This window comes from Pseudomonas sp. SDT291_1_S447, assembly GCF_054070155.1.
On record NZ_JBSVXS010000140.1, the window covers coordinates 1 to 12,888 of the forward strand.

A 12,888-nucleotide genomic window follows, 5' to 3' on the forward strand; every position below is an offset into this window, starting at 1 on the left:
AGCCAACATATGCGTCACTGACACACCGCTATCGCGAGCAGGCTCACTCCTACAAGGGCAATTATGTGTTCTGGATGTTTGCGGAATGTGAGCTAGATTGCACGACATGCCTTTAGCCGAATCCGTTTTCGATTACGAAGCCCGTCTCGCTGCCTGTGCCCGTGGCGAGCGGTCGGCCCTGCGCGATTTGTATGTGCAGGAAGGCCCGCGTCTGCTCGGCGTGGCCAAGCGGCTGGTGCGCGACACGGCGCTGGCGGAGGACGTTGTCCATGAGGCGTTTATCAAGATCTGGAACGGTGCGGCGGGGTTTGACCCGGCGCGCGGTTCGGCGCGTGGCTGGATGTACAGCGTGACCCGGCATCTGGCGCTGAATCTGCTGCGTGATCACGGCCGGGAAACGCCATTCGACGAAGCTCACGAAGTGGCTGCGGATGATGACGACTTCGACGCCCACGCTCATTCGGCGCGCATCCACCGTTGCCTGGAACAACTGGAGCCGCAACGCCGCCACTGCATCCTCCACGCCTACATCGATGGCTACAGCCACGCGCAGATTGCCGCGCGCCTCGACACGCCGCTGGGCACGGTCAAAGCGTGGATCAAACGCAGCCTCAACGCCTTGCGGGAGTGCATGGGATGACCAGCGAATCGGCACAGGAACGCGATGAACTGGCCGGCGAATATGTGCTCGGCACATTGCCTGCCGAACAGCGGATCGAAGTACAACGGCGCTTGCCGAATGAACCCGAACTGCGTGCCGCGGTGGATGCCTGGGAACGGCGCCTGCTGGAGCTGACGGATCTGGCCGAACCGCAACAACCTTCGGCGCAGTTGTGGCCGCGCATTGAGCACAGTGTCGGGCGTCTGACGCGGGAAGCAGCCGCAACTTCATGGTGGAACCTGCTGCCGCTATGGCGCGGGTTAAGCGCGGCCGGATTGGCCGCCACGTTGATATTGGGTTCGATCCTGCTGACCCAGACCACGCCGAAACCAAGCTTTCTGGTGGTGCTGGTCGCGCCGCAGGACAAGGCGCCGGGCTGGGTGATTCAGGCGAGCAATTCGCGGGAGATTCAGTTGATACCGCTGGGTGTGGTCGAAGTGCCGGCCGACAAGGCGCTGGAATTCTGGACCAAGGCTGATGGCTGGCAAGGGCCGGTATCGCTGGGTCTGGTCAAGCCAGGACAGGCTTTATCGGTGCCGTTGGACAAGTTGCCGCCACTGCAACCAAATCAGTTGTTCGAGCTGACACTGGAGGGCGCCAACGGCTCGCCAATCGGCAAACCGACCGGGCCGATTCAGGCGATCGGGCGTGCCGTGAAGGTACTTTAAAGCTCTAGCGTGCGGGTCCTGGCTACCATCATCGGCGTCGATGTTCACCATCACGGCAATGAAGTTCTCATAAAAAATCCGCGGCGTAACATCTGCTCCATACCAACCAATAACACCCCCGGAGCACACCATCATGAAACGCCAGACTCTTCTCAGCATCGCTTTCTCGGTTTTCGCAGTTAACGCTTTCGCCGCTACCCCGACCCACACAATGATCGCCGCCGATGGCTCGGATCGTCTGTACCAGAACGCTGTCGCCGCTGATGGCTCTGATCGTCTGCAAGGCAACACCGTCGCCGCTGATGGCTCTGACCGTCTGCAAGGCAACACTGTCGCCGCCGATGGCTCTGATCGTCTGCAAGGCAACACTGTCGCCGCTGATGGTTCTGATCGTCTGCAAGGCAACACTGTCGCCGAAGGTGGCGCAGATCGTTTGAACGAACTTCGCAACGCTTGAATGAAGTGGAACATCGCAACAACCCAGAGAAACCCGGCTCACGTCAGCCGGGTTTTTTATGTCTGTGTGTTTTATCCGGCCTTGGCCATGCAGCGCTTGTAGCGCTCATCCACCCGTTTGGCGAACCACGCTGTAGTCAACTTGCGAGTGATTTTCGGACTTTGCAGCACGATCCCCGGCAGCACCGCGCGCGGCAGCGTCTTCCCCTCCGCTTGCTCCGCCAGTTCGAATACCCGTTGATAGAGCTTGGTCTCTTCGAACTCCAGGGTTTTGCCCTTCTCCAATTGATCGCGAATGGTCGGGTTGCGCATGCCCAGCGACTTGCCGAGGGTGCGCACTGCCAGTTCGGTGCCACCGGGCATGATCGAGTCGTAGCGGATCAGGTCGCCATCGAGCGCCAGCGGGATGCCCGAAGCGCGGCTGACCGCGTTTTGAAATGCGGCATTGCGACTGGCGTACCAACCAGCGTTGAAATCAGCAAACCGATACAGCGGCTCGCGGTAACTCACCGGATAGCCGAGCAAATGCGCGATGCCGAAATACATGCCTCCGCGACGGCTGAACACTTCACGGCGGATTGTGCCGTCCACCGGGTACGGATAATCCTTGGCGTGCTGTTCGGCAAATTCGATGCTGACCTGCATCGGCCCGCCGGTGTGCACCGGGTTGAAGCCGCCGAACAGCGTGCGGCCCATCGGCACCCTGCCGATGAAATCATCGAAGATTGCACTCAGTTCTTTTTCACTGCGCGCCGCATTCAGGCGCTCGCTGTAGGTCTTGCCGTTGGTTGAGCGCACTTGCAGAGCACCGCTGACCAACAGGCTGGGGATGTGCACTTTGGCGGCGCGGCGGTCAATTTCGTCTCGAGCGATTTTGCCCAGGCCGGGCACCGTGGGGTCGGCCTGGAAGGTGGATTCCTGTTCGGCCACGGCCAGCACCGAACACAGATTCTGCGTGGTCGGGCTGATGTTCTGCGCGGCAAACGCGGCGTAGATGTCGGTGGCCCAGCCTTGCCGATCGGCCGTCTTGGCCGGCATCAGCCGCACAATCTCGGCCTTCACTTCGGCAGGCGCACGCGGCACCGGTTCCTGACTGCGCTGCCCCGCGCAACCGGCGAGCACCAGCAGTGCGGCGAGGGTGATCGGTAATCGAAAGTTGTGCATGAAACTTCATCCAGTCCGTTGTGCCGGGTTCACCATACGTTCAATGGTGTGGCGCAGGCTAGGACTGCGCTGATTTGGCGCTGTTCCCTTGATGCTCATCTCCCTGTGTCGCCAAGTGCCGCGAAATAGACCTTTCCAAGACTGATGACAAACTGATTGCAAAACGTTACTGAGAAAATCTATCATTTGCACCTGGAGTCGCATTTGCGCAAGGAGTTCCCGCGCCGCCCTTATTCTTCTCACCGGCCGCGTGCCTCCAGGTCCCTACATGCCCGCTCCAGCTCGACTCGCCGTCCCGTTTCGCCCGACGCTTCTCGCCCTGCTGTGCTCCCTGACAGTCGCCGCCCACGCCGCTGAAGGCGATACCAAAGCGCTGGTGCTCGACGACGTCAACGTCAACGCCCAGGCCCCGACGCCCAACGCTCTGCCCCCGGTTTACGCGGGGGGTCAGGTCGCCCGCGGTGGTCAACTTGGCGTGCTGGGCAACCAGGACATGATGGACGTGCCGTTCAGCGCCGCCTCCTACACCGAACAATTGATTCAGGATCAGCAGGCCGAAAACGTCGCCGATGTGCTGCTCAACGATTCGTCGGTGCGTCAGGCCTCGGGTTTCTCCAACCAGGCGCAGGTCTTCATGATTCGCGGCCTGCCGCTGAACGGTGACGATATTTCCTATAACGGCCTGTACGGCGTGCTGCCACGGCAGATCATTTCCACCGATGCGCTGGAACGCGTGGAAGTGTTCAAAGGCCCGAACGCCTTTATCAATGGCGTGACCCCGACCGGTTCCGGCATCGGCGGTGGCGTCAACCTGCAGCCAAAACGCGCCGGCGACGTGCCACTGCGTCGATACACCACCGACATCAACAGCGAAGGTCGTATCGGTCATCACTTCGACATCGGCCAACGTTTCGGTGAAGACAACCGCTTCGGCGCCCGGATCAACCTGTCGCAGCGCGAAGGCGACACCGGTATCGATCACGAAAACCAGCGTTCGAAGCTGTTCGCCATTGGCCTCGATTATCGCGGCGACGCCCTGCGCATCTCCGGCGACTTCGCCTATCAGAAAGAACGCGTCAACGGTGGCCGCAACTCGGTCAACCTCGGCACCGCCACGCACATTCCGGAGGCGCCATCGGCCGATACCAACTACGCGCCGAAGTGGGGCTACACCGACATCGAAGACACCTTCGGCATGCTCCGCGCCGAGTACGACCTGAACGACAACTGGACCGCCTACGCCGCTGGCGGCGCCAAGCACACCCGTGAAGTCGGGCGCTACAACTCGACCACTTTGGTTGGCAACAGCGGCGCTTCGTTTACCACCGGTTCGTTCGTCCCCCACGATGAAGACAACACCAGCGTGATGGCCGGCCTCAACGGCAAATTCAACACCGGCGCGGTCAGCCACAAGCTCAACTTCGGCCTGACCGGCATCTGGGCCGAACAGCGCAGTGCCTATGATTTCGACCTGACCCAATACGCCAACAACATCTATCACCCGGTGCAAACACCGTCGCCGGTCGGCAACTTTGCCGGTGGCGATTTGAATGATCCAGGCATCGTCGGCAAGACCTTCAACCGCAGTATCGCGATTTCCGACACCCTCGGTTTCTTCGATGATCGCCTGTTGGTCACCGCCGGCCTGCGTCGCCAGCAACTGGTGGTGCAAGGCTACAACTACGCCAGCTGGGGCAGCGGCGATCGCAAGTCGAGCTACGATGAATCGATCACCACGCCGGTGTACGGCGTGGTGTTCAAACCATGGGAACACGTGTCGTTCTACGCCAACCACATCGAAGGCCTGGCCCAAGGCCCTACCTCGCCGACCAGTTCCGGCGGTTTCCGGGTGACCAACGGCAACGAAGTCTATGCGCCCGCGCGTTCCAAACAGACCGAGGTCGGGGTGAAAGTCGACATGGGCACTTACGGCGCCAGCCTGGGTGTTTATCGCATCGAACAGCCGAGCGATGGTTACTGCGAAATCGACAGCGCCACTACCTGCACCTACGTACGTGAAGGCGAGCAGGTCAACAAAGGTGTGGAAATGAACGTGTTCGGCGAGCCGATCCAGGGCCTGCGTCTGATCAGCGGTCTGACCCTGATGGACACCGAACTGAAGAACACCCTCAACGGCGCCAACGACGGCAACCGCGCGATCGGTGTGCCGACCTTCCAGTTCAACGCCGGCGCCGACTGGGATGTGCCCGGCCTGCAAGGCGTAGCGCTGAATGCGCGGATGCTGCGCACTGGCGGCCAGTACGCTGACGCGGCGAACAACCTCAGCCTGCCGACCTGGAACCGTTTCGATGCCGGCGCGCGTTATGCGTTCAAGGTCTCGGAGAAGGACGTGACCGTGCGTCTGGGCGTGGAGAATCTGGCGAACAAAAAGTATTGGGAATCGGCTCAGGGTGGTTATCTGACTCAGGGTGAGCCGCGGGTGGCGAAGTTGTCCGGGACTATTGATTTCTAAAGCTGAAAAGCCCCTCACCCTAGCCCTCTCCCGGAGGGAGAGGGGACTGATAGCGGTGTTCTTTCGAGTTACGCCGACGTGTGCCATCGCGGCGAACTCAGGTTTCGAAAGGCCCCAAAATCGGCTCCATTTCCCCCTCGCCTTTCAAAGGAGAGGGGACTGCCCGGGGTTTTCTTTCGAGTTACGCCGACGTGTGTCACCGAGTCGTACTCAGGTTCTGAAAGGCACCCAAATCGGCTCCCTTTCCGCCTCGCCTTTCAAAGGAGAGGGGACTGACGTGGTGTTCTTTCGAGTTACGCCGACGTGTGCCACCGAGTTGAACGCACACTTGAAAAGCCCACCAATCGGCTCCCTCTCCCTCGGGAGAGGGCTGGGGTGAGGGGCTACTATTTACGTCACACAACAGCACCCCAGCCGAACACCATCAAGACATCCCCGTCTGGCCGATCAACTGGCCACCCTCTCCTTCTGATCCATACTTGCTCCACAGCAAACGGAGGACAGGCCCATGAACCGTAGCGACGTCCTGATCATCGGCGCCGGCCCCACCGGTCTGGTGCTGGCCCTGTGGCTGAGCAAACTTGGCGTGCGCGTGCGCATCATCGATAAAACCTCCGCACCCGGCACCACTTCGCGAGCGCTGGCGGTACAGGCGCGTACCCTTGAGCTGTACCGACAACTGGACCTCGCCGACACCATCGTGCGCAACGGCCATCGGGTGGCTGCGGCGAATTTCTGGGTCAACGGCAAACCGGTCGCGCAATTGCCACTGAACCGCATCGGCGAAGGCCTGACACCCTACGCGTTCGTCGAAATCTTCCCGCAGCATGAACATGAACGGCTGCTGATCGAGCGCCTCGAAGACTACGGCGTCACGGTCGAACGCGACACTATGCTGGAAAGTTTCGAGGAAACCGGCGACGGCCTCACCGCGCATTTGCGCCTGGCCGATGGTGAACAGGAAATCTGCCAGGCCTGTTATCTGGCGGGATGTGATGGCGCCCGTTCAGTGGTGCGCAAAAGCCTTGATACCGGTTTCCCCGGCGGCACCTATCAGCAGATTTTCTACGTCGCCGACGTCAAGGCCAGCGGCCCGGCAATGAACGGCGAGCTGCACCTGGATCTGGATGAAGCGGACTTTCTCGCCGTGTTTCCACTGGCCGGCGAAGGCCGCGCGCGGCTGATCGGCACTGTGCGTGATGAACGTGCGGATCGCGCCGAAACCCTGGAGTTTTCCGATGTCAGCAGCCGCGCCATCGAACACCTGAAAGTGCATATCGAAGACGTGCACTGGTTCTCGACCTACCGCGTGCATCACCGCGTGGCTGAGCACTTTCGCAGTGGTCGCGCGTTTCTGCTCGGCGATGCCGCGCACGTGCACAGCCCGGCGGGTGGTCAGGGCATGAACACCGGCATCGGTGACGCGATCAACCTGGCGTGGAAACTCGCCGCAGTGCTTGGCGGCGCCGCCGAACCAAGCCTGCTCGACAGCTACGAAACCGAACGCATTGCCTTCGCCCGCAGGCTGGTGTCGACCACCGATAAAGTCTTCAGTTTCGTCACCGCCGAGGGGCGCATGGCCGATCTGCTGCGCATGCGCGTGGCACCGTTTCTGATCCCGAAAATGGCCTCGTTCGAGGCCAGTCGCGAGTTCCTCTTTCGCACGGTGTCGCAAGTCACCCTCCACTATCGCGGCATGCCGCTGAGCCAGGGCGCGGCCGGCCATGTGCATGGCGGCGACCGCTTGCCGTGGGCGCATGATGGTGAGGGGGATAACTACGAACCGCTCAGACAGCCGTGCTGGCAGGTGCATGTGTACGGCGACACCAGCGACGAAATGATCGCCTGGTGCCAGGAACATCATTTGCCGCTGCACGTGTTCGACTGGCGCCCGGCGTTTGAAACGGCGGGGTTGGGGCGTAACGGTTTTTATCTGCTGCGCCCGGATACGTATGTGGCGATTGCCGAGAACAGCGCGGATCCGAAAGTGATCGATCGCTATTTCCGCGATCACGGCATCCGGCCTTACTTCAACTGCCCCTGACACACCACAATCCCCTGTAGGAGTGAGCCTGCTCGCGATAGCGGTGTATCAGCCGCCATTAATGTTGACTGACAAGACGCTATCGCGAGCAGGCTCACTCCTACAATTTGGATTTGCGGTGTTGCTTAGATACCGGCCAATGCCAGATCCATCGCAAAGTAAGTGAAGATCAAATCAGCACCCGCCCGCTTGATCGCGCCCAGGCTTTCACGCACCACACGATCCTCATCGATCGCCCCGGCCTGTGCGCCGAACTTGATCATCGCGTACTCGCCGCTGACCTGATACGCCGCCAGCGGCAGGTTCGAGGCTTCACGAATATCACGAATGATGTCGAGGTACGCACCGGCCGGTTTGACCATCAGCGCATCGGCGCCTTCCTGCTCGTCGAGCAGCGATTCGCGCAGGGCTTCGCGGCGGTTCATCGGGTTCATCTGGTAGCTTTTGCGATCGCCCTTCAGCGCGCTGCCACCGGCCTCGCGGAACGGGCCGTAGAGTGCCGAAGCAAATTTGGTCGAGTAGGCCATGATCGGAATCTGCGTGAACCCGGCCGCGTCCAGCGCCTGGCGAATCGCTCGCACCTGACCGTCCATCGCCGCCGACGGCGCGATCACGTCAGCACCGGCGCGGGCCGCCGCCACAGCTTGCTTGCCGAGGTTGATCAGGGTCTGGTCGTTGTCGACTTCATGGTTGTGCATCACGCCGCAGTGGCCGTGATCGGTGTATTCGCAGAAGCAGGTGTCAGACATGACGATCATTTCCGGCACGGCATCTTTGGCAATGCGCGACATGCGCGAGACCAGGCCTTCTTCGCGCCAGGTGTCACTGCCGTTGCTGTCCAGATGGTGGGACACGCCGAAGGTCATCACCGACTTGATGCCAGCACGGGCATAACGCTCGATTTCGCTGGCCAGTTTGCGCTCGGGAATGCGCATCACACCGGGCATGCTTTTGATCGGCACGAAGTCGTCGATTTCTTCTTCAACGAAAATCGGCAGGACCAGATCGTTCAGGCTGAATTCGGTTTCCTGGAACAGGCTGCGCAGGCTCGCATTGCGGCGCAGACGGCGGGGACGTGCTTCGGGGAACTGACTGGACATGGGGGCCTTTCCTGAAAACGGCAGATGAGACGAAAGTCGTAGGGGGCGAAGCTTATGCCTTGCAGGGGTTGGGGTACAAACCTGGATCAATCAAGAGTGCATTACCGGGGGTGCAATAATCGCTGTGACACAACAAATCCCCTGTGGGAGCGAGCTTGCTCGCGAAGTCGGTGTATCAGCAATAGAAATGCTGGCTGACACGACGCCTTCGCGAGCAAGCTCGCTCCCACAGGGTTATGTGTACAGCCCTGAGATTACGAGGGGATGGTCAGGCCGCGAACCACCGCTGGGCGGGCGACGAATCGCTCCAGCACACGGGTAACGTTCGGGAAGTTGCTGATGCCCACCAGATCACCGGCCTCATAAAACCCGATCAAATTACGCACCCACGGGAACGTGGCGATATCGGCAATGGTATAGCGCTCGCCCATGATCCAGTCACGGCCCTCGAGCCGACCGTCGAGCACTTTGAGCAGGCGTTTGCTTTCATCGACATAACGATCACGCGGACGTTTGTCCTCGTAGTCCTTGCCGGCAAATTTGTTGAAGAACCCGAGCTGGCCGAACATCGGGCCGATGCCGCCCATCTGGAACATCAGCCACTGAATCGTTTCGTAACGCAGCGCGCCTTCCTGGGCCAGCAACTGGCCGCTTTTGTCGGCCAGATAAATCAGGATCGCACCGGACTCGAACAGCGGCAGCGGCTTATCTTCGGGACCATGGGGATCGAGGATCGCCGGGATCTTGTTGTTTGGGTTCAGCGACAGGAACTCCGGCGACAACTGGTCATTGCTGTCAAAAGCGACCTTGTGTGGCTCGTACGGCAGGCCGATTTCTTCGAGCATGATCGAGACTTTGACGCCGTTGGGCGTGGGCAAGGAATAGAGCTGAATCCAGTCTGGGTACTGCGCCGGCCATTTCTGGGTGATCGGGAACGCGGACAGATCGGTCATGGGAAGCATCCAGTCACAAATTAAAGCCTGATCATAATGTAGGCCTGCTGCAGCGCCTACACGAACGGTAACATCCTGTCGCTAACCTGCGTCCAAGCCCTTGAAAGATGCCGTTAGAGTGCCACGCACTCGCTCGGATCGAACCAACGGGCCTCAGAGGACTCTGAGCTATGTCTTTCTCGCAGAGGAAGCTGTTCACGACAGGGAAAACACCCGGTGCTGGGAGCCCGCGGTGTAAAGGTTTGTCAGCCTTAATTGAATCAGCTGAAGAACTTTCTATTTGATGACGAACCTTATGCGTTTCGCCAAACGTTTCAAACATCGCGCGTATGTGGCCCTGCCTTCCCTGCTGGCCGTCAGTGCGCTGTTCCTGTCGCTTGAGTCGAGTGAGAGCCGCGCGCAGCCAGCGGACGGCACCCAGACGCTGGTGTTCCTGCGCCACGCGGAGAAGCCCGAGGGCGGTCTCGGCCAGCTCAACTGCCAGGGCCTGAACCGCGCCATCGACCTGTCGACGCTGCTGCCAGAGAAGTTCGGCAAGGCCGATTACGTGTTCGCCGCCAACCCGACGCGCAATGTCGAGGAAGGAGAGCTGGACAATTCCTACAGCTACATTCGCCCGTTGATGACCATCAGCCCCGCCGCGATCAAGCTCGGCCTGCCGGTGAATATCGAGTTTTCGGCCAACGACACCAGTGACCTGGCCCGCGAACTGCTGGAAGACAAGTATCACAACTCGACGATCTACACCGCCTGGTCCCACGGCTATCTGCCGGAGCTGATCAACAAGGTGGCGGGCAACGCGGTCGGCGAGAAACAGAACATCACCGAGGACTGGGCGGGCAACGATTTTGACTCGCTGTACGTACTGACCCTGACCTGGCACAACGGCAAGGCCAGCCTGCAGAGCCACAGCTACAAGCAGGGCCTGGATCATGGCAAGGAAACCTGTCCGACCTGAGTTTTGTATGGCCTGAACCGGCCCCTTCGCGAGCAAGCTCGCTCCCACAGGGGATTTGTATTTCACTCAGATCCAATGTGGGAGCGAGCCTGCTCGCGAAGAGGCCAGCCGCTACAACGTCAAACTTTCTGATTGACCCGCTCGCGCAAATACTCAAGCACCGCCCCACGCTCCCCGGCGAACTCGATCCGCCCACCTTTCTTCTCGCGCTGAAACACGTACATCGGGTCGTAGTAATCGCGCAGCAATACGCCGATCCACTCACGGAACAGCTCGACCGAACCGCTGCGCGCCTGTTCGGCCAGTGCCGCTTCCATCTGCAAATACATGCGTTGATAACGCTCGCCACCCAGTCGACGCTGAATATTGTTCAGGCTGGAAATCAATCGTTCGGCGTACAGCGCAAAGCCCTGCTCACCATGCATCGCAACGAATTCGGCATGCAGTTCAATCACATAATCCTGCAGGATTCGCTCGACCCGATTGTCGAGGCTGTCCTCCAGCCATACCAGCGGTGCCGCTTGCATGCCCCTGTACAAAGGCAATGGCAAGGCACAACTGCCGACCACCCGGCTCTCGTCCTCCAGAACAAATTGCCCGATCCCACCGGCGCGTTTTTTCAGCACGTCAACGGCCAGGCGGTTTTCGAAATCGATGTTGGTCGGTTGCCCGGTGGCGCGCTTGCCGAAACTCGAACCCCGATGATTGGCATGGCCCTCCAGATCCAGGCCATTGCTCAACTGCACCAGCACTTCGGTCTTGCCGGTGCCGGTCATGCCGCCGAGCAGAACCAGTTCGCACTCGGCAACAGCCTGATCGACCGTTTCCAGGAGGAATGTGCGCATGGCCTTGTAACCGCCGCCGACACGCGGGTAATCGATGCCGCCCTCGTCCTTGATCCATTGCTGGACGATCTGTGAACGCAGGCCGCCGCGAAAACAATACAAATAGCCATCAGGATTGTTACGGGCAAACTCGACCCAGCCTTGAATGCGCTGCTCCCGAACCTCGGCGGACACCAGCCGCTCACCCAAGGCAATCGCGGCTTGCTGTCCGTGCTGCTTGTAACAGGTGCCCACCTGTTCGCGCTCACGGTCGGTCATCAGCGGCAGATTGACCACGCCGGGGAACGCACCGTGGGAAAATTCAACCGGCGCACGGGCATCCATCATTGGCCGGTCATTGAGAAAAATGTCACGGTAGTCGGTGCAGTCGCGGAGCATCAAATCACCTCGACTGCGTTCGTCTGTCGCTCAACCAGTTCGCCGATTGGCGCAAGGTTCAGGCCCAGTTCGGCGGCGACGGCGAGGAACTCGGCATCGCCTTCGGGGGTAACGGCGATCAACAGGCCACCGCTGGTTTGCGGATCGCAGAGCACGCGTTTGTGCAACTCCTGCACGCGGCCGACCTTGCTCGCATAGCTGTCGAAATTGCGCAGCGTTCCGCCGGGCACACAGCCCTGATCGAGGTAATACTCGACGCTGTCCAGACGCGGCACGCGGTCGTAGGCAATGCGTGCGGTGAGCTGGCTGCCATCGGCCATTTCCACCAGATGCCCGAGCAGACCAAAACCGGTGACGTCGGTCATGGCCGTGACGCCGGCGAGTTTGCCGAAGCGGCTGCCGGGTTTGTTCAGGGTGCACATCCAGTCGCGGGCCACGCCAACGTCAGCGGCGCGCAATTTGCCCTTCTTCTCGGCGGTGGTGAGGATGCCGATGCCCAGCGGTTTGGTCAGGTACAACAGGCAACCGGCGGTGGCGGTGTCATTGCGTTTCATGTGGCGCTTTTCCACCAGACCGGTGACAGCGAGGCCGAAGATCGGCTCTGGCGCGTCGATCGAATGCCCACCCGCCAGCGGAATGCCCGCCGCATCACACACCGCACGGCCACCGCGAATCACTTCGCGCGCCACTTCCGGCGCCAGCACATTGACCGGCCAGCCGAGAATGGCGATGGCCATCAACGGATCACCGCCCATCGCATAGATATCACTGATCGCATTGGTCGCGGCGATGCGGCCGAAGTCGAACGGGTCGTCGACGATCGGCATGAAAAAGTCCGTGGTCGAGACCACTCCGCGCTCGGCATCGATCTCGTACACCGCCGCGTCATCGCGCGAGGCATTGCCGACCCACAGTTTCGGATCAAGGTTCTGTGCGCCGCTGCCGGCCAGAATCACTTCCAGCACCTGCGGGGAAATCTTGCAGCCGCAACCGGCGCCGTGGCTGTATTGGGTCAGACGAATCGGCTCGCTCATGGGGGAGTCTCAGGCTGTTGATGGGGCGGATTCTAGCAGAGCACGAGGCAGCAGTTTTTTGCACTGACCGAGCGCCCCCTTCGCGAGCAGGCTCGCTCCCACATTTGCACCGCACTCCCCTGTGGGAGCGAGCCTGCTCGCGAAGGCAATCAAC

11 protein-coding genes are annotated in these 12,888 nt (G+C 60.6%); 6 read left to right on the forward strand and 5 right to left on the reverse strand.

Annotated features, from left to right (window positions below):
- The first annotated feature begins 106 nt into the window (after window positions 1-106).
- From ACW9IR_RS25880 to ACW9IR_RS25890, 3 genes are all read left to right on the forward strand, one after another.
- On the forward strand, window positions 107-640 hold the full coding sequence (locus ACW9IR_RS25880) for a sigma-70 family RNA polymerase sigma factor (RefSeq protein WP_457465472.1): 534 nt from the start codon (window positions 107-109) through the stop codon (window positions 638-640).
- Window positions 637-1,329 carry an anti-sigma factor gene (locus ACW9IR_RS25885; protein ID WP_457465474.1) on the forward strand — a complete coding sequence of 231 codons (693 nt, stop codon included), beginning with the start codon at window positions 637-639 and terminating at the stop codon, window positions 1,327-1,329. The genes ACW9IR_RS25880 and ACW9IR_RS25885 overlap by 4 nt, the downstream gene beginning before the upstream one ends.
- 133 nt (window positions 1,330-1,462) lie before the next feature.
- Window positions 1,463-1,786, forward strand: coding sequence for a hypothetical protein (locus tag ACW9IR_RS25890; protein ID WP_217868236.1), 324 nt, complete (start codon window positions 1,463-1,465; stop codon window positions 1,784-1,786).
- A gap of 71 nt (window positions 1,787-1,857) precedes the next feature.
- Here ACW9IR_RS25890 and ACW9IR_RS25895 read toward each other — a convergent pair whose 3' ends face one another.
- On the reverse strand, window positions 1,858-2,949 hold the full coding sequence (locus tag ACW9IR_RS25895) for a DUF1615 domain-containing protein (RefSeq protein WP_457465476.1): 1,092 nt from the start codon (window positions 2,947-2,949) through the stop codon (window positions 1,858-1,860).
- 268 nt (window positions 2,950-3,217) lie between these two features.
- Between ACW9IR_RS25895 and ACW9IR_RS25900 the strand changes: the two genes are divergently transcribed.
- Together ACW9IR_RS25900 and ACW9IR_RS25905 are read left to right on the forward strand one after the other, a co-directional pair.
- Window positions 3,218-5,422, forward strand: coding sequence for a TonB-dependent receptor (locus ACW9IR_RS25900; protein WP_457465478.1), 2,205 nt, complete (start codon window positions 3,218-3,220; stop codon window positions 5,420-5,422).
- Window positions 5,423-5,930: 508 nt separating this feature from the next.
- A complete protein-coding gene (locus tag ACW9IR_RS25905; protein ID WP_457465480.1) occupies window positions 5,931-7,466 on the forward strand; it encodes an FAD-dependent oxidoreductase in 1,536 nt (511 codons plus the stop codon).
- A gap of 125 nt (window positions 7,467-7,591) precedes the next feature.
- Here the strand turns inward: ACW9IR_RS25905 and hemB are convergent, their stop codons facing one another.
- Both hemB and ACW9IR_RS25915 read right to left on the reverse strand, forming a co-directional pair.
- Window positions 7,592-8,566 (reverse strand): porphobilinogen synthase, encoded by a 975-nt coding sequence (hemB, locus tag ACW9IR_RS25910; RefSeq protein ID WP_047300672.1) that lies wholly within the window; start codon window positions 8,564-8,566, stop codon window positions 7,592-7,594.
- Window positions 8,567-8,820: 254 nt separating this feature from the next.
- Window positions 8,821-9,519, reverse strand: coding sequence for a glutathione binding-like protein (locus ACW9IR_RS25915; RefSeq protein ID WP_457465482.1), 699 nt, complete (start codon window positions 9,517-9,519; stop codon window positions 8,821-8,823).
- Window positions 9,520-9,802: 283 nt separating this feature from the next.
- Between ACW9IR_RS25915 and ACW9IR_RS25920 the strand changes: the two genes are divergently transcribed.
- Window positions 9,803-10,477: a histidine phosphatase family protein gene (locus ACW9IR_RS25920; RefSeq protein WP_095121142.1), complete on the forward strand. Its 675-nt coding sequence runs from the start codon at window positions 9,803-9,805 to the stop codon at window positions 10,475-10,477.
- 119 nt (window positions 10,478-10,596) lie between these two features.
- On the opposite strand, the gene mnmH is transcribed toward ACW9IR_RS25920, so the two are convergent.
- A complete protein-coding gene (mnmH, locus tag ACW9IR_RS25925) occupies window positions 10,597-11,700 on the reverse strand; it encodes a tRNA 2-selenouridine(34) synthase MnmH (RefSeq protein WP_457465484.1) in 1,104 nt (367 codons plus the stop codon).
- On the reverse strand, window positions 11,700-12,734 hold the full coding sequence (gene selD / locus ACW9IR_RS25930) for a selenide, water dikinase SelD (protein ID WP_102902427.1): 1,035 nt from the start codon (window positions 12,732-12,734) through the stop codon (window positions 11,700-11,702). The genes mnmH and selD overlap by 1 nt, the downstream gene beginning before the upstream one ends.
- Window positions 12,735-12,888 lie beyond the last annotated feature (154 nt).

Bases quoted from the DNA above. Each gene is read 5' to 3' on its own strand.
- ACW9IR_RS25895 (WP_457465476.1), bottom strand. From the start codon at position 2,949: ATGCACAACTTTCGATTACCGATCACCCTCGCCGCACTGCTGGTGCTC.
- hemB (WP_047300672.1), bottom strand. From the start codon at position 8,566: ATGTCCAGTCAGTTCCCCGAAGCACGTCCCCGCCGTCTGCGCCGCAAT.
- ACW9IR_RS25905 (WP_457465480.1), top strand. From the start codon at position 5,931: ATGAACCGTAGCGACGTCCTGATCATCGGCGCCGGCCCCACCGGTCTG.
- ACW9IR_RS25915 (WP_457465482.1), bottom strand. From the start codon at position 9,519: ATGACCGATCTGTCCGCGTTCCCGATCACCCAGAAATGGCCGGCGCAG.
- ACW9IR_RS25880 (WP_457465472.1), top strand. From the start codon at position 107: ATGCCTTTAGCCGAATCCGTTTTCGATTACGAAGCCCGTCTCGCTGCC.
- ACW9IR_RS25885 (WP_457465474.1), top strand. From the start codon at position 637: ATGACCAGCGAATCGGCACAGGAACGCGATGAACTGGCCGGCGAATAT.
- mnmH (WP_457465484.1), bottom strand. From the start codon at position 11,700: ATGCTCCGCGACTGCACCGACTACCGTGACATTTTTCTCAATGACCGG.
- ACW9IR_RS25890 (WP_217868236.1), top strand. From the start codon at position 1,463: ATGAAACGCCAGACTCTTCTCAGCATCGCTTTCTCGGTTTTCGCAGTT.
- ACW9IR_RS25900 (WP_457465478.1), top strand. From the start codon at position 3,218: ATGCCCGCTCCAGCTCGACTCGCCGTCCCGTTTCGCCCGACGCTTCTC.
- selD (WP_102902427.1), bottom strand. From the start codon at position 12,734: ATGAGCGAGCCGATTCGTCTGACCCAATACAGCCACGGCGCCGGTTGC.
- ACW9IR_RS25920 (WP_095121142.1), top strand. From the start codon at position 9,803: ATGACGAACCTTATGCGTTTCGCCAAACGTTTCAAACATCGCGCGTAT.